Below are 22,610 nucleotides of genomic sequence, written 5' to 3'. Positions count from 1 at the left end.
CCGACTCGACGCGTCAGACCAGCGGCGCCCCGACCACGCGGTTGCCGCCCGCGTTCTTCGCCGAGTACATCGCGTGGTCGGCCTCGCGGATCAGCCGGTCGGGGTTCCAGTCCGGGTCCGCGGTGCGTGCGACGGACATCCCGACGCTGGCGCTGATCGGGAAGTCCTGCGGGAGGTCGGAGAACGGCTGCTCGATGGAGCGCCGGATACGATCCGCGACCTCCTCCGCGGAGACGGCGTCCGGCACTTCGCACACCACGACGAACTCGTCGCCGCCGTAGCGGGCGACCAGGTCGTCCTGCCGGACCGCTGCCTGCAGCCGCAGGCCGACCTCCCGAAGCAGCAGGTCGCCCATGTGGTGGCCGAGGTGGTCGTTCACCCGCTTGAAGCCGTCCAGGTCGATGAACAGAGTGGCGACCAGCGCCGAGGCCGAGCTCTGGTACTCCAGCAGTTCCGTCTCCAGCCGCCGCCGGTTGGGCAGTCCGGTCGTCTCGTCGTGCATCGCCGCGTGCTCCAGCTGTCGCTGCAGCCGCAGGGTGGTGATCGCCTGGGCCGCCTGGCCGGCGAGCGCGTCCGCCAGCGGGGCCGCCTCCGAGTCGAACTGACGCGGGTGGAGGAAGAACGCCACGAAGACCCCGAAGAGCAGATCGTCGTGCTGGATGGGCGACACGAGGACCGCGTCGACTCCCGCATCCCGCATCGCCTGCCCGAGCACCCGCGCGATGGCGTCCGCGGCTGCGACGCCGCTGATCGTCACCACGCGGCGGGGAGCGGCGGCCTGCGTGAGGAGCGAGTCCGTCTGCTCCGTGGAGCGCAGGGGGTTGCTGCCCGACGCCTGCCTGAACCCGCCGGTCTCGTCGATGAGGTAGACCGCGGACTGCTCGGCTTGATACGCCTTCGCGACCGTGGTCGCCAGGATGTCCACCAGCGCCTGCTCATCGGTGGCGGCGGAGAAGGCGATCGACGAGTCGATGATCAACTCGAGACGGTTCCGGGTGCGCTGCTGGAGCGTCTGCGAGCGGACCAGGGCCTCTTCGCGGTCGGCGCGCTCGGTGGCATCCACCAGCGCGAGCACTTCGCCACCGTCGATCCGGCGACGTCCGACGACCACGGCGCGAGAAGTCCCGTCGACGTTCGCGAGGCGGACCAGGCCGTCGGAGGTGCCGACGAGAGCGGAGATCCGGTTTCGGAGCGAGGTGAAGGCCCGGCCCGCGAGCTCCTCCATCGAGAGTCCCGTCCACGAGACGAAGACGGCGTTGGCGTCGCGGATGCGGCCCTCGTCGTCCAGCTCGACGAGTGCGCAGGGCAGGTCATCCGCTGCGAAAGGCCGCACCGCACTCTCCTTCGGATGGCCGGGCCGCGTGGCGGCGGGTCGATACATCAAGAATTTACCGCACCGGCGAACGGAAGAGCCTGCCCGATCCATACGGTACCTTCAGCCGGCGCACAGGCCACGTAAGAATCCATCAAGAATGCGAATGCATCGTTATCACTATGGACCCCACCCTGAGCGTTCCGGCACCGGCCGTCCGGCCGCGCATCCGGCCCCGCCCGACGCCGTCGCGCGCCGGGTCGCGCGCGGTGCGGGCGGCGCTCGTGCTGGGAACCCTGGGCGTGCTCGGGATGTGGTGGTTCAGCGTTCCCGCCGGGTTCGCGGCCACCCCGGCCGACGCCCTGACCTCGCTCGGCGAGCTCAGCGGGATGGTCGGCGCGTTCCTGGTCTGCGCGCAGGTGCTCCTGATCGCCCGGGTCCCCTGGTTCGAGGACGCGGTCGGACTCGACAAGCTGGTCTCCTGGCACCGCTCGCTCGGCGCCTCCGTGGTCTTCCTCGTCGTCGCGCACGTGCTGTTCCTGGTGATCGGGGGCGAGCTGGCGGACCGCAACCCTCCGTGGACCGAGTTCGTGTCGATCCTCCAGACCTATCCGGACATGCTCGCCGCCCTCGTCGGGACCATCGCGTTCCTGGTCGTGGGGATGAGCAGCGCGCGTCTCCTCCGCACGAAGCTGTCGTACGAGATCTGGTACTGGCTGCACGTGACGACCTACGTGGCGATCTTCCTGACGTTCTCGCACCAGCTCAGCGGCGGCGCGCATTTCGTCTCCTACCCTCTCAACCGGGTGATCTGGATCGCTCTCTACCTGGCGACGGCGTCCGCCGTGCTGACCTGGCGCTTCATCCTGCCGACTCTCGACGCCTGGCGGAGGAGGATGCGGGTCGTGACCGTGGTCCCGGAGGGCGAGGGCGTGAACAGCGTGTGGCTGACCGGGCCGCACGTCGACGAGCTCGGCGTGCGCGGGGGCAACTTCCTCCTCTTCCGCTTCCTGAGCTGGGGCCATCTGGCCACGGCGCATCCGTACTCCGTGTCCGCCGTCCCGGCCGACGGCTACCTCCGGATCACCGTCGGCGCGCTGGGTGACCACTCCAGCCGCCTGCCCGCCGTGAAGCCCGGGTCGCTGGTCTTCGTCGAAGGCCCGTTCGGCCGCTTCACCGCCGACCGGGCGAGCCGCGCACGCATCCTGCTCATCGCCGGCGGCGCGGGCATCGGCCCGATCCGCGCCTTGGCAGAGGAGCTCGTCCGCCGCGGCGCCAGCCCGGTCGTCCTGTACCGCGTGCGGTCGGCGCAGCGCCTCGCGCTGCTGGGCGAGCTGCAGTCGCTTCCGGGCGTGACCGTCATCCCGCTGGTGGGCCGGCGTTCGGAGCTCGGCTACGACCCCCTCGACCCGGAGGCGCTGCGCCGCCTCATCCCGGACCTCTACGACTGGGAGGCGTTCATCTGCGGCCCGGAGGGCATGGGCGAGACGGCCGAGACGTCGCTCCGGGCCCTGCGGATGCCGAAGCGATTCATCCACCGAGAAGAACTGAGCATGTCATGAACAGCAGATCCTGGCGCGGAACCATCCTCTTCACCGTGATCCTCGTCACGATGGGCGCGACGGTCGGCCTCAAGCTCTACGGGATCGGCGAGCAGGTCACCGCCTCGGACACCTCGGTGCACGCGGCCACCGCCGCGGCGACAGCGGGGACGTCCGGCGCGACGAGCACGCCCACGCCGTCCGCCTCCGCTTCCGCCTCGGCATCGCCCTCCCCCTCCGCCACCGCGACGCCCGCGCCCGCACAGGCCGCCGCGACGAAGACCGTGACCGGCTCGGCCATCGACACCCGGTACGGCGCGGTCCAGGTGAAGCTCACTTTCACGGGCGGCACGATCACGGCCGTCGACACCGTCCAGGCTCCGGACGGCAACGGCCGCGACCAGGAGATCAACCAGCAGGCTCTCCCGATCCTCCAGCAGGAGGTGCTCTCCTCGCAGTCCGCGAACATCGACACGGTGTCCGGCGCGACCTACACCTCGGAGGGCTACATCCAGTCGGTGCAGTCGGCGATCGACAAGCGATGAGGTTCCTCGAGACGGTCATGGGCATCCCCATGTCGATCGACATCCGCGACGACGTGGATGCGGCCCCGGCCGCCGAGCGCGCCTTCCGGGTTCTGCGCGAGGCCGACGAGCGCTTCAGCGCCTACCGTCCCGAGAGCGAAGTGAGCCGGGCGAATGCAGCGGGTGCGGCCGGACTCGAGCACAGCACGGACTTCCGCGAGGTCGTCGCCATCGGGGACGCGGCGAGCGCCGCGTCCGGAGGCGCCTTCAGAATCCGCCGCCCGGACGGCACGTGGGACCTCGACGGGGTCGTGAAGGGATGGGCTGCCGCCCGCGCCGCACAGGAACTCGCCGCTTCCGGTCTCCGCGACTACTGCCTGAACGCCGGCGGTGACGTCGTCGTGGCGGGGACGCCGCGAGACGGCAGGCCGTGGAGCGTCGGCATCCGTTCTCCGCACACGCCCGACGAGATGCTGGCCGTGCTCGCCGTGACCGATGCGGGCGTCGCCACCTCCGGAGCCTACGAACGCGGATCCCACATCGTCGACGGGCGCGACGGCTCCGTCGCGCGTTCCCTGCTCAGCGTGACCGTCGTGGCCGACGACCTGACCACCGCGGACGTTCTGGCGACCGCGGTGTTCGCCCTCGGCCCGAGCGGCATCCCGTGGGCGATCGACGCGGGCGCACGCGGGGTGCTGGCCGTCGACGCCGACGATCGGATCCTCGGAGCCGGAGAACTCGCCTTCGCGCAGCCGGCGAGCGCGGGGTGACGGCCATCGCTCCGGAAGCGGATGGGGCCGGCCACGGGGAAAGCCAGCCCTATACTGCGCAGGTGACCGAGAACCAGCGCGTGCTGATCGCCGAGGACGACAGTCGCCTCGCGAGCATGCTCGACACCCTGCTGGGTTCGGAGGGGTTCGACGTCGAGGTCGCCCGCGACGGCCAGCGCGCACTCCACCTCGGCCTCACCTCGCCGTTCGATGTCCTGGTGCTCGACCGGGGGCTCCCCGCCGTCGACGGCCTCGATGTCCTGCGCCGGCTGCGGGAGAACGGGATCACCACGCCCATCCTGGTGCTCTCGGCACTCGGAACCGCGCCCGACCGCGTCGACGGCCTCAATGCCGGCGCCGAGGACTACCTCGCGAAGCCGTTCGACATCGACGAGCTCGTCGCCCGGGTGCGCGCATTGACGCGCCGCGCCTCCTCGACGGTCCCCACCGTGCGCTTCCCCGGTGGACGCCTCGACACCGACAGCAGGACCGTGACCCTGACCGACGGCAGCAGAACCGTCCTCTCGGAGCGCGAGTCGGCCCTGCTGGAGTGTCTCGCCCGCCGCCCGGCCCAGGTCTTCTCGCGGGCGCTGCTCCTCGAGGACGTGTTCGCGGACGCCGACGATCCCGGCGTCGTCGACACGTACGTCCACCATCTCCGGCGGAAGTTCGGCCGGACGCTGATCGAGACCGTCCGCGGCGTCGGCTACCGGATGGGCTCGCTCTCGTGACGAGCGGCCGATCGTGATCGGCTCCGACGAGCGGGAGCTGCGCACCGCATCCCTCCGGCTGGCCGCCCAGTTCGCGCTCATCATCGTGGGCCTGTTCGTGGCTCTCGGGGTCGTCGTCTTCAGCGTCGTCTCGGCGGGACAGGTCGAGGCGGCCCAGCGTGCGCTGTCCGACGCGTCCATGGTCGACTCGGTACACGATGCCCCGCGCGACCTCCTGGTCACCGTCGTCGGCCCGGAGGGACGCGACAGCTCGCCGAACCTGCCCGAGGGACTCCCGGATGAGGCCGCGCTGCAGAACGTCCTCCGGCGCGGCGGCTCGCAATCCGGCATCGTCGAGGCCGGAGGCCAGCGCTACCTGACCGAGACGGACGTCCGCCGCGGCAAGGTCGTACAGGTCTCCTACGGCTTGGGCGAGCAGCAGGAGGAGTTGAATCGGCTGCTGGTGGCCCTCGTCGTCTCCGGCTTCATCGCCACACTGGCCGCGGCAGGGATCGGGTTGGTGGTGGCGCGCCGCTCGCTCCGCCCGATGGCGGAGGCGCTGTCCCTGCAGCGGCGCTTCGTCGCCGACGCCGGACACGAGCTCCGGACACCTCTGACCCTGCTGAGCACGCGCGCCCAGCTGCTGCGCCGCCATGTCGCCCGGGAGCCGGCGGCCGCGGACGACGAGCTCCTGTCCGGGTTGGATGAGATCGTCGACGACAGCCGGGCGCTCACCGAGATCGTGCAGGACCTGCTCACCGCCGCCGACCCGCGCCAGACGGCCGAGAGCGAGGGCGTCGACCTCGGCGAGCTCGCCGCCGCCGTCGTCCGCTCGGCCGAGGGCAGCATCCAGGAGCGCGGGATCCGGGTCGAGGCCGAGGCCGGGTCGGGCGCCCTGGTCACCGGTGCCCCGGTGTCGCTGCGGAGGATGATCGTCGCGCTGCTCGACAACGCCCTCGACCACGCCCGCTCCCGGGTGCAGGTGACCGTGGCCTACACCGGGGACGCCGTCACACTCTCGGTCGAGGACGACGGACCCGGCTTCTCCGCCGGTGTCGAGAGTCGCGCGTTCGAGCGCTTCGCCACCTCACGGGATGCACAGGCCGGCACCGAGCGCGGCCGCCACTACGGGCTCGGCCTGGCCCTTGTCGCGGAGGTGGTGACCCGCCACCACGGCACCGTGGACGCATCCAATCGCCCGGCCGGAGGCGCGGTGGTCACGGTGCGGATCCCCCGCCGCAGCTGAGCAGGCGCGCGGGCACGTAGGCGCGCGCGCTGGATCACAATGGACGCGATGGAACCCGTCAGCGGCATCAATCCAGCGCGTCGTCAGCGGCCCCGGTCGAGCGCCTGCTGGATCAGGATGGTCATGTCGACGGGCTCCGTCGGCGGCAGCTCCAAAGCGGCCGGATCGATTGCGGTCATGCCGTCTCCTTCCTCTCTTCCGGTGCGCCACACTGGGTGCATCCGGTCCGGTCTTCAGCTATCGGGTCGGTAGGTGCCCGCCGCCGCCATCCCCCGGCGTTCGATGCGGCGGGCACCGTCCCTTATCCCGCACGTGGTGGACTACCCCTGTTCATCACTCGTGCGGGATGGTGAGGCCCAGCCGCGAGCACAGCTCGCCGAGGGCCTGGTCGGAGGGGAACACCGCGAGCCGCCCGTCGGGCAGCTGGCAGGTCTCCAGGTGGGGGACGGGGTACTCGGCCGTGCTCGAGGACCCCTCCGGGGAGAAGGTGCCGATCCGCCAGGTGGCGGCGCACATGTCCTCGGCGAGGCGGATGCGCTCGCTGAGGGGTGTCGGCGTCTTCTCGCCGAGATCGGCGGTCACCGGGACCGAGCTCCCGTGGCGCGACCCCAGGTCGGCGGCCGCATAGCAGTCGGTCTCGTAGTTGATCCGGCCCTGCGACGCGAGGGCGATCGCGATCGCCGCGCCCGTGGTGCCCGCGACGATCGCGCCGGCGACACCGATGGCGATCAGCCGGTGCTTGCGGGTCCGGCGGCGGTCGTCGGCGGCGACCACATCGAGCAGTCGCTCCTTGATCTGCTCGAAGCGCTCGTCGGTGGGGAGGAGGTTGTGGTTGGTCATGGCGTCCCCCTGAGGGTGCGGAGCTCATTCCGGAGCCGCGCGCGGAGGCGGGAGAGCCGGTTCCGCACGGCTCCCTCGCTCAGTCCGACCTGCGCCGCAGCCTCCTCGTAGCTCCGGTCACCGCGGATGCACAGCTCGAACACGGTGCGGTCCGGCTCCGGGAGGGCCGCCACCACGTCCTCCACGTAGGCGAGGAGCTGGCCGCGTTCGGCGAGCTCCTCCGGCCCCGGACGGGAGTCGGCGAGCGATCCGTCCACAGGGCTGTCGCTGCGGCGCTTCTCCACCACCTGGAGGGAGCGCCGCCGGTTGGCGATCAGGTTGCGGCTGGTGACCAGCAGCCACGGCAGGGCGGAAGCGCCGGCGATCGAGATCGTCGCCCGCTTCCGCCAGAGCGTGACGAACACGTCCTGGCTGATCTCTTCGATGTCCTCCCGGGACGAAAGCCGCGCGGCGGTGTACGCGTAGACGACGCGGCTGTAGCGGTCGTAGAGCGCCGCCAAGGCGGCCTTGCTGCCGTCGGCGAGTTGACGCAGCAGGTCGAGGTCCGCCGGGACGGACCTCTCCCCCTCGTCGGCCGCGGGATGCGGCTCCGCCAACTCGCTCATACTCAGGTAATGTCTCCCCCCGTCGAATCCTCTCAACGAAGTGTCGATTTCCTGTTCCGAAGTGCTTCGTGGTGCAGAATGGGCGTGCTCGGCAGGGGCCGGGCTTCAGGGGGAGCGACCAATGGGATTCTCGAAAGCTGTTCGTGCGCGCGTCGTGGTGGGGACTGTCGGCCTGACCTCCGTGCTCGCCGCCCTCCTGTCCGGGCCGGGAGCCGCGACGGCGGCACCGGCGGACGGAGTGCGGGATGCCCGGGCGGCCGGCGCCGGCGACTCCTGCTCGTACGACCTCGGCACCGCCACCCTCGTCTGCGTCCACCCGGGTGAGGACCTGAACCGCGCCGTGCTCGACCGAGCCCATCTCCGGGTGGTCGCACCTCTCAACGCGCGCGGAGCTGTCGTCGATTCAGCGACACCCGCCGGCGTGCAGACCACCTTCGTTCAGAGTCAGTTGTACGACGACGTCGGCTACGGCGGCGCGTTCTTCCAGATCACGAACTCGAGTTCCTGCAACGGCAGCACGGTCTGGTACTTCGGACCCCTGGGGAACGTCGGCTGGTCCGGCCGGGTGAGCTCGTTCAAGAGCTTCTCGGGCTGCAGCACGAAGCTCTGGCAGGGCACCGGCTACTCAGGCGCCTCCTACGGCTACGCCGTCGACGCCTCCAGCCTCGGCTCGATGAACGACCAGGCGAACTCGGTCACCCTGCGCTAGCGCCGAGGCGGCCGGAGCCCTCGGCCGCCAGTAGTCTCTGATGGTGCGCCTCGGAGTCCTCGATGTCGGTTCGAACACGATTCACCTGCTCGTCGTGGATGCGCACCCCGGCGCACGTCCCATCCCCGCGGCCACGCACAAGTCGGTCCTCCGGCTCATGCGGTACATCACGACGGACGGCGCGATCAGCGACGAGGGATGCGACGCGATCCTCGACGCCATCTCGTCCGCGATGCGGGTGGCCGAGGAGGAGGGGATCGAGGATCTGCTGCCCTTCGCCACGTCCGCCATTCGCGAGGCGACGAACGGCCCGGCCCTGCTCACGCGGATCCGGGAGCAGACCGGCGTCGACCTGCAGGTCCTCTCCGGCGCCGACGAGGCCCGGCTGACGTTCCTTGCGGTGCGGCGGTGGCTGGGATGGTCGTCCGGCCGCATCCTGCTCTTCGACATCGGAGGCGGCTCGCTCGAACTCGCGACCGGGACGGACGAGTACCCCGACACCGCGGTCTCCGTCCCGCTCGGCGCCGGCCGCAGCACCATCAGCTTCCTGCACGAGGACCCTCCGCGCGACGAACAGGTGGATGCCCTGCGCGACCACGCGCGCGGCCTGCTGCAGACCGCCGTGTCCGGCTTCGACCGGACCGGCGACGAGCACGTGATCGGCACCTCCAAGACGATCCGCTCGCTGGCCCGTCTCGCCGGCTCGTCCACCACGCGCCCCGGAGGGGCGGACCGGCTGACCCTCACCCGCTCGGGACTGGCCGACTGGGTGCCGCGCCTCGGCAGGATGCCCGCGGACGCCCGCACGGCCCTCCCCGGCATCACGCCCGACCGCACCTTCCAGATCGTGGCCGGCGGCGTCGTGCTGCGGGAGACGATGCGCGCCTTCGGCGTGGAGGAGCTCGAGGTGTGCCCGTGGGCCCTCCGCGAGGGCATCATCCTGCGGTACCTCGACCACCTGGGCTAGGGGTTCTTCTTCGCCCACGTCCTCGGCGAGCCGACATCTGCATCCAAATGTTTACGGATCGCATTATCTGTATACAGTTAGATGCAGACGTCGAGGTTGGCCCGCCGCACCTAACTGCTTACAGATACACTTATCTGTAAGCAATCAGATGCAGGAGGAGCTTTCGTGAAGTCAAAAATCGACATCATCGACGCCGACACATTCAGCTTCCAAGAAGCGAGGGCGGCCGGCCTCCAGACCAGAGACCTTCAGGACCTCGTCGGCGGAAAGAACCTCATACGCATCGGTCGCGGCGTCTACAGGAAGGCGAACGCGGGGGTCGCTGATCTCAATCTCATCGAAATCGCGACTCGCGCCCCTCGATCCACGATCTGCTTGACTACCGCGTTGGCCCGATACGACTTGGTCGACGCCATCCCGTCCGCGCTTGAGGTCGCGCTACCGCGCGGATCGCGGCCTCCGAAGACGACAGCTCCGGTCCGCTGGCACTCGTTCGACCGGAGCACTTTCGACCTCGAACGTCAGGCGGAGATGATCGAGGGCACCCACCTCACCATCGGTATGTACAGCCCCGAGCGGTGCATCGTCGACGCGTTTCGGCTTCGGGGGTATGTCGGTTACGAAATAGCGCACGAGGCACTCGCGAACTGGTTGCGCAGACCGGGAGCCCGACCCGGTCAGCTGATCATGCTCGCCCGTCAAATCCCTCGGTCCGAAGGGCCGCTTCGTACTGCACTGGAGTTCCTGTCTTGACGACCGCGGCGCACATCAACAGCCAGCTCAGCAACCTGGCGCGTGAGCAGGGCCGTGACCTGTACGAGCTGCAGGTCCTCTATTCGCTGGAGAGATTCCTCGACCGTCTCGGCCGAACCGAGTTCGCGGAGGACTTCGTCCTCAAGGGCGGTCTACTGGTCGCCGCGTACCAGCTGCGTCGTCCGACTCGGGACATTGACCTCCAGGCTATGGATTTCCAGCTCGATGAGGATCATCTTCGCGCTGTCGTTGCGGCGGTGGCCGCCCTCGGCGATGACGATGGGATTGTCATCGATGTCGGCGGCACAACCGTGGGACAGATACGAGACGACGCAGAGTACTCCGGGCTGCGGGTCACAGTGAAGGCGAAACTTGATCTCAGGGATGTCAAGATCCAGCTCGATGTCAGCACGGGTGATCCGATCTGGCATGGACCGGAGACGGTCTCTCTTCCCCGCCTGCTCGGCAGGGAGGTCAGGGTGATCGGTCACCCCGTTCCGACCGTGATCGCGGAGAAGTCGATGACGATTCTGCAGAGGGGAACGACCAGCACACGTTGGCGTGACTATGTGGACATCCGTGGCTTCCTGATGTCGAAGACCTTCGCCGCCGGAGACATTCATCAGGCTGCGACCGCTGTCGCACGCCATCGAGGGTTCGAGTTGGAACCCCTCGTCGGCTACGTCGCCGGGTACGGATCCGTCCGCGACATGCAGGCGAAATGGTCCGCCTGGTGCCGCAAGGAAGGGCTGGAAGGGCGTACTAGAGCTCAACTGGATGACCAGCTCGCCGACATCGTTGCGTTTCTTGACCCGGTCTACTCCGGCCAGGTCGACGCCGCATCACAATGGGACCCGAACACACAGACCTGGTCAGCGACGTAACGTTCGACGAAAAGGCCGCGCCGCTCTGACCGGCGATCGTCTATTGCGGGACGATCACCGCTGGTCGCCGGCGAGCGCGTCCAATTTTGCGACTGTCGCTGCGTCCAGTGCGATGCGGCCGGTGTCGACGTTCTCTGTGAGGTGGGCGAGGTTGCGGGTGCCCGGGATGAGGAGCATTTGCGGCGAGTGCTGCAGCAGCCAGGCGAGTCCGATCTGGGCGGGCGTGACGCCGAGGGCCTTGGCGGCATCCTGGACCTCGGGTGCTTCGGTGACTTTGGGGAATCCGGGGAAGGCCGAGCCGAGAGGGAAGAACGGCGCCCAGGTGATGCCCTCTCGCTCGGCGAGTTCGAGCAGCGGTTCATCGGAGCGATCCAGCATGCTGTACGAGTTCTGCACGGTGACGATGCCCGCGGGCAGCGCCTGTTGCAGCTGCTCGAGCGTCACGTTGCTCAGGCCGATCCCGCCGATCTTGCCCTCATCGCGCAGGGCGATCATCTCGGCGAGCTGATCGTCGAGATCGACCACTTGGTCGCCGACCGACTGCAGTCCGACTCCCCCGCCGGTGCGCCGAAGGTTCACGGCTCCCAGCCGGTCCACGCCGAGGCCCGCGAGGTTGGCGTCGACCTCTTCGCGCAGCTCGTGCGGCTTCTGAGCCGGCACCAATCCCGTGCCTTCGGGGCTGGTCTTCGCGCCCACTTTGCTCACCAGCACGATGTCGTCGTGGAACGGCGCGAGCGCTCGGCGCAGCATCTCGTTGGCGAAGCCCGAGCCGTAGAACTGTGCCGTGTCGAAGTGGTTGACGCCGAGTTCGACGGCGTGACGCAGAAGGGCGACGGCCTCGTCAGGCTCCGCGCCGGCGTGCACCGGCAGCTCGCCCAACTGCATGGTCCCGTACCCGATGCGCGCGACAGGGCGGCCGGCCAGGAGCGCTTCGCCGCCGGGCCGGAGGGTGGTGGTTTCTGACATGTGCGGTGCTCCTCTGAGATACTGGAACGTAGCGGAGGCTCCTCCGCAACCCGAACGATAGCATTAACGGAGGCACCTCCGCTTATGGTTCCCGAGCATCCCATCGCCGAGCCGACGCTCGCCGGCGCCCCGGAGCGAATCCCACCTCGCGTCCGCGCGGACGCCCAACGAAACCGGGAGCGGATCCTCGCGGCGGCACGCGCCGCGTTCTCCTCAGGAGCCGAGCAGGTCAGCCTCGAGGCGATCGCCCGGGAAGCCGGCGTCGGAATCGGCACCCTCTACCGGCACTTCCCCACACGTGAGTCGCTCGTCGAGGTCGTTCACCGCGACGGACTCGCGCTGGTCGTTGCCCGCGCCGCGGAACTGCTCGCCACCTACGATCCCGCCACCGCTCTTCGACTCTGGATGGACGAATACGCCGACTTCGTCGGCCGCAAACGCGGCATGGCCGAGTCGTTGCGCGCGCTGTCGAAGGCAGGAGTGATCAACGTTTCCGACACTCGCGCCCTCATCACCGAGACTCTGCAGCGCTTCCTGGATGCGGGCGCACGGGCCGGCACGCTCCGCGAGGACGTGCGAGCCGAGGATGTCGCCGCCAGCCTGGTCGGCATCTTCCTCGCCACGGACTCGCTCCAACCCGGGCAGGCGGGGAGGATGCTGGACCTGCTGTTCGCGGGCATCCGATCCACGTGATCCGCGCGGTGAGCGGTCGGACGCGACGAGCGGAATGCTCGTCCACCGCCTCCTCACCCCCGGAGGGGAGCATCGATCATCACGCTCTCAGTGTGCGGCGGTACTCGTGGCTGTATCGACCGGCAGGCCCAGAAACGAAAGCTGCCTGGTATCAGCGGCTCTTCCTTCAGACAGTTCAACAGAGTGGATGCGATCGCAGAGGTCCCTTCACCGAACGAATTGCGTGGTCGGGTCGAACCGGGGCTCGTAGTCCCAATGCGTGCCGTTGTGTCGCATCGCATCCCGCTCAGGTCTGTCCGCTCCCCCGGGTCGGCGTCCAGGTCGAACAGTTGTTCATCGTGCTCGTGCACGAGTATGTATTTGAAGTGGCCGAGCCGCACCATGAAACAGGGGGCGAACACCTTCTCCAAGTGGTATTCGGAGAACACAGGACTCTCGGTGGTGCGCAGCAAATATAAGCGAAATCCCAAAAACGGGTTAAAACTTATAACCAAAAAATGGGTTAAAACTTATAGGTTTGCAGAATCAGAACTTATGTAGAGTCGGTGCGGGAACCTATACGGGAAGTTGACATGGACATCAGCAGACACCTCGACCTGCTCGCGCAGGCTGGTTTCAAAGTTGTTCCCGTGACCTCGCGCGACATCATCATCGATGACGGCGGCATCACGCAGGCACGTATCGTCGACCGCCACCGGATCCCCCGCCCAGAGAACATCCATCGCGACCTTCAATACGAAGCTGACGCGGACGTTCTCCTCTATCTGCTGCCGCGAACGAACAACACGATCAGGATGATCACCCAAAGCAACCCTCGGCTGGCAGCGATCGGGCTCGACGACAAGACGATCGTGTTCAAAGGAAACGTGATCACCCTGGGTGAGGACCAAGCACCCGAGCGCCCAGTCCGACGTCGCCCGTGGGGTCGTTTCGCCACTGTTCGCGAGATCATCCGCCATCACGGACACCGCGAGAGCCAAACCACCATCGCGCTTCAAACCGGGATCAGCCAAGCCGCAGTCAGCCAAGCGCTCCGACAACTACGCGACCGTCAGCTCCTTCCGGTGGACCCCGGTCAGCTCGAAGGTCCCCACAGCCTCCGTGCCCTGATCGACTATGCGATCACCGAATACCCGGGACCAGGCGGAATCACCACCTATTGGTACGGCTTCGACCATGCGGCCGAGACTGCGCACAAGCTGCGCGACGTGATCGGCATCAACAACGCCCTGATCGGGGGCGACCTCGCCGCCGACGAATACGCTCCCTGGAAATCGGTCACGCGCCTCGCGCTCTACTTCCCGACCGGAATCGACATGACCCGATACGGTGTCGCCGAAGCATCACCAGAAGAGGCGAACATCGTTCTACGGATCCCCTCCGACGCTTCGATCTTCCACACTGCCCGCGCATGGGCGAAAGACCGCACGAGACCGGAGCAATTCACAGACCCGGTGATCGCAGCGTGGGAGCTCACCCAGTCCCCCGACAGCGACGCCGACCAAGCCGTCGCCCAACTCAAACGGTTCCTCGAAAGCAGGCGTTACCCCTGACCCGTACAGCCCATCTCGTCGCGACAAGTCGGGCCGATGACCTCGCACTCCGCGCGCTCACTGACCTTAGCCACGCGATCGAACCGGTCAACGCTCGCATCATCGGTGGACACATGGTCCAGTTGCTGCTCACCGCGTTCCCCACACCCGGGACCATCGAACGGCGCACACGGGACGCCGACGGCGGCCTTGCCCCAGAAGCCGCCGCCAGCGGTGAAATCCACGCCGCTCTAACCGAACGCGGTTACGAAGCGCGGCCCGCAGGAGGCAGCCGCTACCTTCGAACGCCGGCCGACGGTGAAGAGCTCGTCATCGACCTGCTGGTCCGAGACCTAGACGCACGCAGTCAACCTGTCACCATCGGTGAGCACACGTTCGACAGCACGCCCGCGCTGCTCGTCCCCCTCGCCGAAGACCCAATCATCATCGACGTGACCGCTCTTCTCACGAACGGTGACGAGCTCACGTTCACCACCAAAGTTCCCACACTCGAGGGCGCGGTGATCCTCAAAGCGTTCGCCTGGGACGCGCGAAAAGCACCGCGCGACGCTGTCGATCTCTACAACTTGCTCCTGGTCGTTCGAGAGCACAGGTCGGAGATCGGGCGCTGGCAGTTGGACCAGGCGCCACTGCAAGGCACACGGCTGGACGCCGCCCGCAGCATGGACTCAATCATTCGCGCCGCCCGCACACCACTGCTGAAGGGCCGACTCGACACCACGAAACTGGTCTCGCTGATCCGGACACTCGTCGTCGGCGTCAACTGAAACACCCGCGAAGCCCCGGGGCCGGTACGTCCTTACCGAAGGCCAAGTGACGTCCCCACATATCCGCCACGGCAGGGACAAGGCCAGAGACAAGGACCCGATCTACTCGACCCCTACCTGGGACCCAAGATGAGACCCCTTCGGGGACACGCCTTCATCGGGACGGGACAATGCGTGTCCCACGAGCGGTCTCACCGCCGGGACATCATGAGACACGTCCAAACCATCCACTCTTTTTGGCCTATAAGCCTCAACCAGCGGGTTATAGGCCAGAAACGACTCAGGCGCCCGATTTCTCGGGCGCCTGATGTGTTCGCTAAGGGTATTGCAAACAATTCCGGTAGGAACTGCAACCAACCCTTCGTGCGCGAGGGGGGACTTGAACCCCCACGCCCTTTCGAGCACTGGCACCTGAAGCCAGCGCGTCTGCCAATTCCGCCACTCGCGCGAACCCAGGAACTCTAACACGGTGGCCGGATCGCACACCAATCGTGGCGTCCTCCCGACGGCTGATCTTCACCCGATAGCCAGTGCCTTTCCAACCGTTCCGACTAACATGCATGTAGTCATCGAGCCGGAAGCGGGAGACTGTGGGCATTCTGGACAACTTCGAGCGGGGGCTGGAGCGCGCCGTCAACGGCGCCTTCGCGAAGACCTTCCGCTCCGGGCTGCAGCCGGTCGAGCTCACCAGCGCCCTCCGCAAGGAGCTCGACACGAAGGCGGCCGTGGTCGCGCGCGACCGCGTGCTCGCGCCGAACCGCTTCGTGCTGCGCATGGCCGGAGCCGACTACGAGCGGATGCGGTCGATGGGCGCCGCGCTCACCGACGAGCTCATCGACTTCGTGCAGAAGCATGCCGCCGCCCAGCACTATCAGTTCGCGGGCGGCATCTCCATCGACCTCGTGCAGGACGCCGATCTGTCCGTCGGGATGCTGCAGGTCGAGTCCGAGAACGTCAAGGGCGATGTCGCCTGGACGCCGGTGCTCGACATCGACGGCAGGCACTATCCCCTCAGCCACTCCCGCACGGTCGTCGGCCGCGGCGCGGACGCCGACATCACGCTCGACGACACCGGCATCTCCCGCCGGCACATCATGATCACGTGGGATGGACACCGCGCACAGGCGGAGGACCTCGGCTCCACGAACGGGTCCAAGCTCGACGGACAGCCCCTCCGCAAGGCCATCCTCGAGCCCGAATCCGTCATCACCATCGGCCGGACCCGGATCGTCTTCCGCGTTCTCCCCCAGGCCGCACCGGCACCGCGTGGAGGAGCGAACGACCCGACGCGCCGACACGACGCCGGCAACTTCTGGGGTCCCTCGTGAACCCCAGCGAGCTGACGCTGCTGGTGCTGCGGTTCGGCTTCCTCCTGCTGCTGTGGCTGTTCGTCTTCGGCATCGTCTATGCGCTGCGCACCGACCTGTTCGGGCAGCGCGTGCGCAAGCTGCCCGAGTCTCAGGCGAGCGGCGCATCCCCCTTCCCGGCCGGCCCCGGAGCGAGCCCAGCGGCGAGCGCCCATCCCGTGCCCGCCGGCCCGACCGAGCCGGTGATGAAGGCCGCCCCCGTCTCGTCCCTCCCATCGGGCGCCAACCGCGCGGGCGGCCACGCCAACGCGAGCGTCCAATCCGCGCATCGCCTGGTGATCACCTCCGGGCCCCGCTCCGGCACCGAGCTGGCCCTCGGCCGTGACCCGATCACCATCGGCCGGTCCGGGGAGTCCAACCTCGTCATCCGCGACGACTACACCTCCACCCACCACGCCCGCCTGCTCCTCTGGAACGACGAGTGGATGATCCAGGATCTCGACTCGACCAACGGCACCTTCCTCGACGGCCGCCGGGTCACCGTCCCGACCCAGATCCCACTCGACACGCCGATCAAGATCGGCACGACAACGTTCGAGCTGCGGCGGTAGGCGTGGCGGCGAACAGGGCAGCGGCCGTCTCGCACGTCGGGAAGATCCGCTCGAACAACCAGGACTCCGGCTACGCCGGCCGCGACCTCTTCGTCGTCGCCGACGGGATGGGCGGCCACGCCGGAGGCGACGTGGCATCGGCGATCGCCGTGTCCCGCATCCGCGAGGCCGACCGCGAGTACGCGTCGGCGCCGGAGGCCGAGTTCGCACTCCAGTCGGCACTGATCGCGGCGAACTCCCTGCTCGCCGAGACCGTCTTCGAGCACCCCGAGCTGACCGGTATGGGCACAACGGTGAGCGCGATGGTCCGCGTCGGCGACCAGATCGCGTTCGCCCACATCGGCGACTCCCGCATCTACCTGCTGCGCGACGGCGAGCTCAAACAGGTCAGCACCGACCACACCTTCGTGCAGCGCCTCGTCGACAGCGGCCGCATCACCGAGGAGGAGGCGATGGTCCATCCTCGCCGGTCCGTGCTGATGCGCGTGCTGGGCGATGTGGATGCGTCCCCCGAGATCGACACCTGGACGCTCGACACGCGGCCCGGCGACCGGTGGCTGATCTGCTCGGACGGCCTCAGCGGTGTCGTGAAGCACGACGACATGCAGGCGGCGCTCGCCTCCAAGGACGGACCGAAGCAGGTCGCCGAGCGGCTGCTGAAGCACAGCCTCGACGCCGGAGCCCCTGACAACGTCACGGCCGTGATCGTCGACATCGCCGACACCGCCCGCGGCGACATCGTGAAGGAGCCGGTCACCGTCGGCTCCGCCGCCGCCCCTCTGCAGTTCGGCGCCGAGCCGAAGCCGACCGCCCGCCCGGCGCGCCTTCCCGGCCTGCGGTTGCACCCCATCCGCCCGGCGACCGGCCCGACGCACTTCGAGCCGCAGTCCGAGGACTACCTCGACGAGCTCATCGAGGAGGACGCGCGCCGGGTCCGGCGACGGCGCCTCACCTGGATGATCGGCCTCATCGCCCTCGTCGTCGCGATCGTGCTCGCGATCTTCTTCGGCTACGAGTGGACGCAGTCCCGCTACTTCGTCGGAACCTCCCCCGACGGCAAGGTCGCCATCTACCAGGGCGTGCAGCAGGGGATCGGTCCGATCGGCCTCTCCCACCTGTACGAGGAGTCGAATGTCACGGTCGACGACCTCCCCGAGTACGACAAGCAGCAGGTGGAGCAGACCATCAACGCCGACGACCTCCAGGCGGCCAAGACGATCGTGGAACAGCTGAGCGATGCCGGCCGACAGTAGAGCCCCCGAGCGCGCGCAAGCCAGACCGGCCCGGACCACCACCGGGCCGGTGAAGCGGCTGCACCTTCCGGCGAAACTGCGCAACCTGGAGCTCTTCCTCCTGGTCATCGCGTGCGGGATCAACGCCGCCGCCATCGTGCTCGTCCAGCTCGGGGCCCTCGGTCATGTCGACCTCACGCTCGTCTACCTCGGCGCCGGCCTCTCGGCCCTGGTCGTCGGCACGCACATCGCCCTCCGCTTCGTGGCGCCGCAGGCGGACCCGTTCCTCCTTCCGATCGCGACCCTGCTCAACGGGATCGGGATCGCCGAGATCTACCGCATCGACATCCATTACGGGGATTCCGGATGGGACAGCGCCGGCATCAAGCAGATCGTCTGGAGCGCCATCGCGATCGTCTGCGCGATCCTCGTCGTCGTGATCATCCGCAACCACCGCATCCTGCAGCGCTACACCTATCTCTTCGGGTTCGCTGCACTGCTGCTCCTGCTGCTCCCCATGCTTCCGGGCATCGGCAAGGAGATCTACGGCGCCCGGGTGTGGATCGGCATCGGCCCGTTCAGCTTCCAGCCGGGCGAGATCGCGAAACTGTGCCTCGCCGTGTTCTTCGCCGGCTACCTCGTCCAGGCACGCGACTCGCTCTCCATGGTGGGCAAGAAGTTCCTCGGGATGCGGTTCCCGCGCGCTCGGGACCTCGGCCCGATCCTGATCGTCTGGCTCATGTCGATGGCCGTGATCGTGTTCCAGCGCGACCTCGGCACCGGATTGCTGATCTTCGGGCTGTTCCTCGTCATGCTGTACGTCGCCACGGCCCGGATCAGCTGGGTCGTCCTGGGCCTGCTGCTGATCGTGGGCGGTGCGGTCGTCGCGAGCCAGGTGCTGCCCTACGTGCACGACCGGTTCGCCAACTGGCTGAGCCCGTTCTCGCAGGGCGTCTACAACGCGCAGGGCGGCAGCTTCCAGCTGGTGCAAGGTCTCTTCGGCCTGGCGCACGGCGGTCTCATCGGCACGGGCCTCGGACAGGGCCAGCCCTGGATCACGCCCGTCGCCCAGAGCGACTACATCATCGCCAGCCTCGGCGAGGAGCTCGGCCTCGCCGGGCTGTTCGCGCTGTTCGCGCTGTACCTGATCTTCGCCGCGCGCGGCCTCCGGATCGGGTTCGCCGGCCAGGACGACTTCGGCAAGCTGCTCGCCGTCGGACTGTCGTTCACCGTGGCACTGCAGTGCTTCATCGTGATCGGCGGCGTGACCAGGGTCATCCCGCTGACCGGTCTGACGACGCCGTTCCTGGCGGCCGGAGGTTCCTCCCTCGTCGCGAACTGGATCATCGTGGCGCTGCTGCTGCGATTGTCCGACACGGTCCGCAATCAACCCCGACTGGTGGTGAGCTGACATGAACCGCGAGATCAAGCGCGTGAGCACGATCGTCCTCGTCATGTTCCTGGCGCTGCTGGTGTCCACCTCCATCCTCCAGGTGTTCCAGGCGGATGCGCTGGGCGCCGATGCGCGCAACACGCGCGCACTGAACGACAGCTATTCGGCGCAGCGCGGAGCGATCCTCGTGGCCGGCCAGCCGATCGCGCAGTCCGTGCCCTCGAAAGACGTCTACAAGTGGCAGCGGGTCTACAGCAATGGGCCGCTGTACTCGGCGGTCACCGGGTTCTTCCCGATCAACGGCGAACCGACCGGGCTGGAAGGCGCCCTCAACGCGAAGCTCAGCGGCTCCTCGAACTCCCAGTTCTTCGATCGCATCAACGCCATCCTGACCGGGAAGAGTCCTCAAGGCGCCACGGTCCAGACGACGATCGACCCGGTCGCACAGCAGGCGGCCTGGGACGCCCTGGGCGACAACCAGGGCGCCGTCGTGCTGCTGCAGCCGAAGACGGGCAAGATCCTGGCGATGGTTTCGAAGCCCTCGTTCGACCCCAACACGCTCGCCTCACACGACGGCAAGGCGGTCGACACGACGTACAACCAGCTGCTGACCGCGCCCGGCGACCCGCTCATCAACCGCACCATCGGCGGCAACCTGAATCCTCCGGGGTCCACCTTCAAGCCGGTGATGAGCTCCGCCGCTTTCGGAACCGGGCAGTACACCAAGGACAGCCAGCTGCCGAACGTCGCCTCCCTTCCGCTGCCCGGCTCCGGCACGGTCGTGAAGAACGACTCCCTCACCACCTGCGGCCCGGGGGCGACGGTGTCCATCGCGACCGCGCAGATCCTGTCGTGCAACATCCCGTTCGCCGAGCTCGGGATGCAGCTGAAGCCGGAGGTGATCAAGGACCAGGCCGAGAAGTTCGGCTTCAACACCTCGTTCGACATCCCCATCCCGGTGGAGAAGAGCATCTACCCGCTCTACACGGACCCGGCGCAGCGCGCCCTCGGCTCGTTCGGCCAGATGTCGGACCGCGCGACGCCGATGCAGATGGCGATGGTCTCGGCGGCGATCGCCAACGGCGGCACGCTCATGACGCCGAACCTCGTCGACACGATCCGCTCGGCGGACATGCAGACGCAGGAGTCCTTCCAGCCGAAGGAGTTCTCGCGTCCACTGACCCAGCAGAACGCCGACGTCATCAAGCAGATGATGGTGGACGGCGTCGATCACGGCGTTGCGAGCAATGCAAGAATAGACGGGGTCCAAGTCGGCGGTAAGACGGGCACAGCGCAGAACGGCGAGAACGACCCGTACACGCTGTGGTTCACGGGGTTCGCGCCGGCGAACGATCCGGAGTTCGCTGTGGCGGTTGTTGTCGAAAATGGCGGTGGTCAGGGTCAGAACGGCACGGGTAACTCCATCGCCGCTCCGATCGCGAGGAAAGTACTAGAGGCGGTGCTGAATAAATGAGACCCACAGCAGGGCTCACCTTCGGAGGACGTTACGAGCTCCAGTCGCGGATCGCGATCGGCGGCATGGGCGAAGTGTGGCAGGCCACCGACCTCGTGATCGGCCGTACCGTCGCCATCAAGATCCTCAAGGACGAATACCTCGGGGACCCCGGCTTCCTCGAGCGCTTCCGCGCGGAGGCCCGCCACGCGGCCCTGGTCAACCACGAGGGCATCGCGAACGTCTACGACTACGGCGAGGAGGACGGCAGCGCCTACCTCGTGATGGAGCTCGTCCCCGGTGAGGCGCTCTCCAGCATCCTCGAGCGGGAACACATCCTCAGCACCGATCGCACCCTCGACATCGTGGCGCAGACCGCCGCCGCCCTGCACGCCGCGCACGCCGCCGGCCTCGTCCACCGCGACATCAAGCCGGGCAACCTGCTGATCACCCCGGACGGCCGGGTCAAGATCACCGACTTCGGAATCGCCCGCATCGCCGACCAGGTGCCGCTCACGGCCACCGGTCAGGTGATGGGAACCGTCCAGTACCTCTCGCCCGAGCAGGCGTCCGGCCACCCGGCCTCCCCCACCACCGATATCTACTCGCTCGGGATCGTCGCCTACGAATGCCTGGCCGGCCGCCGGCCGTTCACCGGCGAGTCGCAGGTGGCGATCGCGATGGCGCAGATCAACGAGGCGCCGCCCGAGTTGCCGGCCACGGTCGCCGAGCCCGTGCGGAACCTCGTCTTCGCCTGCATCGCGAAGAACCCGGCCGACCGTCCCGCTTCCGCCGCCCACCTCGCCCGGGCCGCTCAGGCCCTGCGGCGCGGGGATGTGCGCGCAGCAGCGGTCGCCGTCCCGGCCATCCTCGGCGCCGCCGTCGCAACCGACGCGGCGACGGTGCTCATGTCGTCGCCGGCCGGACCCACTGCGGCGACGACGGTCCTGCCTGCGACGGCGGTCGCCCCCATGGTGACCGAGGAGGAGACCGTCGCTCCTGTCGAGGAGCGCAAGCGCAGCCGCTGGACCTGGCCGTTGATCGCGTTGATCGCGCTGCTGGCCCTCGTGCTGATCGGCACCCTCATCACCCTGCTGGCGCAGCCGAAGCCCGTACCCACCCCGACTCCCTCGGACACCCCCAGCCACTCGGCGTCTCCGTCGCCAACGCCCTCGGCCACCCCGACCAGCAACACCGTCCAGATCACCGAGGCCGACTTCCTCGGGCTCACGGCGGACCAGGCGCGCGCGAAGCTGCAGTCGCTCGGGATGGTCGCCGACGTGTCGCAGGGCACCGCGGCCACCACGCAGGATCAGGCGAACAAGGTCTACTCGGTCAACCCGACCGGTCCGGTCCCGAAGGGCGCGACCATCGGAGTCAAGGTCTACGGCCCGGTCGCCCCGGTCCCGACGCCCACCGATACGGTGTCCGCCACGCCGCCCTCGGGACAGGGCGCCCCGAACTCGCAGATCGCCGTGAGCTTCGGCTCCGCCACCTGCCCGGCCGGCCAGAACCTGATCGGCCGCCGGCTGTACGTCAACGGGCAGCCCCAGACGCCGGTGAACGACACCAAGACGACCTGGACGCCGACCACCATGGGGACCTACCAGCTGACGTACACCATCTTCTGCGGGGAGTCCGTCGAGTCGGGCCAGTCGCCGGCGCTGGCCTACGAGGTCGGCGGCCCCACTACGCCCCCGTCCGCGGGCGGGAGCGGCGGGAACAAGTGATCGCGACGACGCTGCTCGGGGAGATCTCCAGGCAGGTCCCGCTA

General features: G+C 68.2%; 22 protein-coding genes and 1 tRNA gene. 18 read left to right on the top strand and 5 right to left on the bottom strand.

Features of this window, described 5'->3' with window-relative positions:
- Positions 1-13 precede the first annotated feature (13 nt).
- Positions 14-1,333: a GGDEF domain-containing protein gene (locus tag BM287_RS00260; protein ID WP_090035497.1), complete on the bottom strand. Its 1,320-nt coding sequence runs from the start codon at positions 1,331-1,333 to the stop codon at positions 14-16.
- Positions 1,334-1,494: 161 nt separating this feature from the next.
- Here BM287_RS00260 and BM287_RS00255 point away from each other — a divergent pair, with 161 nt between their 5' ends.
- From BM287_RS00255 to BM287_RS00235, 5 genes are all read left to right on the top strand, one after another.
- The gene (locus BM287_RS00255) at positions 1,495-2,874 is read left to right on the top strand and encodes a ferredoxin reductase family protein (RefSeq protein ID WP_090035498.1); all 1,380 of its coding nucleotides are present in this window, start codon (positions 1,495-1,497) and stop codon (positions 2,872-2,874) included.
- The gene (locus BM287_RS00250; protein WP_090035499.1) at positions 2,871-3,398 is read left to right on the top strand and encodes an FMN-binding protein; all 528 of its coding nucleotides are present in this window, start codon (positions 2,871-2,873) and stop codon (positions 3,396-3,398) included. The genes BM287_RS00255 and BM287_RS00250 overlap by 4 nt, the downstream gene beginning before the upstream one ends.
- The gene (locus BM287_RS00245; RefSeq protein ID WP_090035500.1) at positions 3,395-4,147 is read left to right on the top strand and encodes an FAD:protein FMN transferase; all 753 of its coding nucleotides are present in this window, start codon (positions 3,395-3,397) and stop codon (positions 4,145-4,147) included. Before BM287_RS00250 ends, BM287_RS00245 begins: the two co-directional genes overlap by 4 nt.
- Before the next feature lie 62 nt (positions 4,148-4,209).
- The gene (locus BM287_RS00240) at positions 4,210-4,878 is read left to right on the top strand and encodes a response regulator transcription factor (RefSeq protein WP_348271687.1); all 669 of its coding nucleotides are present in this window, start codon (positions 4,210-4,212) and stop codon (positions 4,876-4,878) included.
- 13 nt (positions 4,879-4,891) lie between these two features.
- The gene (locus BM287_RS00235; RefSeq protein WP_244527788.1) at positions 4,892-6,103 is read left to right on the top strand and encodes a sensor histidine kinase; all 1,212 of its coding nucleotides are present in this window, start codon (positions 4,892-4,894) and stop codon (positions 6,101-6,103) included.
- Between the two features lie 333 nt (positions 6,104-6,436).
- Here the strand turns inward: BM287_RS00235 and BM287_RS00230 are convergent, their stop codons facing one another.
- Both BM287_RS00230 and BM287_RS00225 read right to left on the bottom strand, forming a co-directional pair.
- Positions 6,437-6,943 carry a hypothetical protein gene (locus tag BM287_RS00230; RefSeq protein WP_090035503.1) on the bottom strand — a complete coding sequence of 169 codons (507 nt, stop codon included), beginning with the start codon at positions 6,941-6,943 and terminating at the stop codon, positions 6,437-6,439.
- A complete protein-coding gene (locus BM287_RS00225; protein WP_090035505.1) occupies positions 6,940-7,548 on the bottom strand; it encodes an RNA polymerase sigma factor in 609 nt (202 codons plus the stop codon). The genes BM287_RS00230 and BM287_RS00225 overlap by 4 nt, the downstream gene beginning before the upstream one ends.
- Before the next feature lie 121 nt (positions 7,549-7,669).
- Between BM287_RS00225 and BM287_RS00220 the strand changes: the two genes are divergently transcribed.
- The 4 genes from BM287_RS00220 to BM287_RS00205 all read left to right on the top strand — a co-directional run bounded on the left by BM287_RS00220 (position 7,670) and on the right by BM287_RS00205 (position 10,861).
- The gene (locus BM287_RS00220) at positions 7,670-8,257 is read left to right on the top strand and encodes a hypothetical protein (RefSeq protein ID WP_244527787.1); all 588 of its coding nucleotides are present in this window, start codon (positions 7,670-7,672) and stop codon (positions 8,255-8,257) included.
- A gap of 43 nt (positions 8,258-8,300) precedes the next feature.
- Positions 8,301-9,224: a Ppx/GppA phosphatase family protein gene (locus BM287_RS00215; RefSeq protein ID WP_090035634.1), complete on the top strand. Its 924-nt coding sequence runs from the start codon at positions 8,301-8,303 to the stop codon at positions 9,222-9,224.
- A gap of 165 nt (positions 9,225-9,389) precedes the next feature.
- Positions 9,390-9,977, top strand: coding sequence for a type IV toxin-antitoxin system AbiEi family antitoxin domain-containing protein (locus tag BM287_RS00210; RefSeq protein ID WP_244527786.1), 588 nt, complete (start codon positions 9,390-9,392; stop codon positions 9,975-9,977).
- Positions 9,974-10,861 carry a nucleotidyl transferase AbiEii/AbiGii toxin family protein gene (locus BM287_RS00205; RefSeq protein ID WP_170857367.1) on the top strand — a complete coding sequence of 296 codons (888 nt, stop codon included), beginning with the start codon at positions 9,974-9,976 and terminating at the stop codon, positions 10,859-10,861. The genes BM287_RS00210 and BM287_RS00205 overlap by 4 nt, the downstream gene beginning before the upstream one ends.
- Before the next feature lie 54 nt (positions 10,862-10,915).
- Here the strand turns inward: BM287_RS00205 and BM287_RS00200 are convergent, their stop codons facing one another.
- Complete coding sequence (locus BM287_RS00200; RefSeq protein ID WP_090035508.1) at positions 10,916-11,827, bottom strand: aldo/keto reductase; 912 nt, start codon at positions 11,825-11,827, stop codon at positions 10,916-10,918.
- A gap of 84 nt (positions 11,828-11,911) precedes the next feature.
- On the opposite strand from BM287_RS00200, the gene BM287_RS00195 reads away from it, so the two are divergent.
- The 3 genes from BM287_RS00195 to BM287_RS00185 all read left to right on the top strand — a co-directional run bounded on the left by BM287_RS00195 (position 11,912) and on the right by BM287_RS00185 (position 14,840).
- Entirely contained in the window at positions 11,912-12,520 is a 609-nt protein-coding gene (locus BM287_RS00195) for a TetR/AcrR family transcriptional regulator (protein ID WP_090035510.1), read from the top strand.
- A 572-nt stretch (positions 12,521-13,092) separates the two neighbouring features.
- On the top strand, positions 13,093-14,073 hold the full coding sequence (locus BM287_RS00190) for a hypothetical protein (protein ID WP_090035512.1): 981 nt from the start codon (positions 13,093-13,095) through the stop codon (positions 14,071-14,073).
- A 113-nt stretch (positions 14,074-14,186) separates the two neighbouring features.
- Positions 14,187-14,840 carry a hypothetical protein gene (locus tag BM287_RS00185; RefSeq protein WP_090035514.1) on the top strand — a complete coding sequence of 218 codons (654 nt, stop codon included), beginning with the start codon at positions 14,187-14,189 and terminating at the stop codon, positions 14,838-14,840.
- A 364-nt stretch (positions 14,841-15,204) separates the two neighbouring features.
- Here the strand turns inward: BM287_RS00185 and BM287_RS00180 are convergent.
- Positions 15,205-15,288: transfer RNA gene (locus BM287_RS00180), tRNA-Leu, on the bottom strand.
- Positions 15,289-15,430: 142 nt separating this feature from the next.
- Here BM287_RS00180 and BM287_RS00175 point away from each other — a divergent pair.
- Genes BM287_RS00175 through BM287_RS00150 form a run of 6 tightly spaced genes read left to right on the top strand, consistent with a single transcriptional unit; the run spans position 15,431 to position 22,566 of the window.
- Entirely contained in the window at positions 15,431-16,168 is a 738-nt protein-coding gene (locus tag BM287_RS00175) for an FhaA domain-containing protein (RefSeq protein ID WP_090035515.1), read from the top strand.
- A complete protein-coding gene (locus BM287_RS00170; protein WP_090035517.1) occupies positions 16,165-16,758 on the top strand; it encodes an FHA domain-containing protein FhaB/FipA in 594 nt (197 codons plus the stop codon). Before BM287_RS00175 ends, BM287_RS00170 begins: the two co-directional genes overlap by 4 nt.
- 2 nt (positions 16,759-16,760) lie before the next feature.
- Complete coding sequence (locus BM287_RS00165) at positions 16,761-18,011, top strand: PP2C family protein-serine/threonine phosphatase (protein ID WP_090035519.1); 1,251 nt, start codon at positions 16,761-16,763, stop codon at positions 18,009-18,011.
- Positions 17,995-19,401 carry an FtsW/RodA/SpoVE family cell cycle protein gene (locus BM287_RS00160; RefSeq protein ID WP_090035520.1) on the top strand — a complete coding sequence of 469 codons (1,407 nt, stop codon included), beginning with the start codon at positions 17,995-17,997 and terminating at the stop codon, positions 19,399-19,401. The genes BM287_RS00165 and BM287_RS00160 overlap by 17 nt, the downstream gene beginning before the upstream one ends.
- 1 nt (position 19,402) lies before the next feature.
- Positions 19,403-20,857, top strand: a complete 1,455-nt coding sequence (locus BM287_RS00155; protein WP_090035522.1) for a peptidoglycan D,D-transpeptidase FtsI family protein — start codon at positions 19,403-19,405, stop codon at positions 20,855-20,857.
- Entirely contained in the window at positions 20,854-22,566 is a 1,713-nt protein-coding gene (locus BM287_RS00150) for a serine/threonine-protein kinase (RefSeq protein ID WP_090035523.1), read from the top strand. The genes BM287_RS00155 and BM287_RS00150 overlap by 4 nt, the downstream gene beginning before the upstream one ends.
- Positions 22,567-22,610 lie beyond the last annotated feature (44 nt).

Source organism: Leifsonia sp. CL147, from assembly GCF_900114565.1.
In the GTDB taxonomy this organism is placed as follows: Bacteria; Actinomycetota; Actinomycetes; order Actinomycetales; family Microbacteriaceae; genus Leifsonia.
Note: the sequence above shows the minus strand (reverse complement) of the source record. Positions and strands in the feature narration are given on the sequence as shown.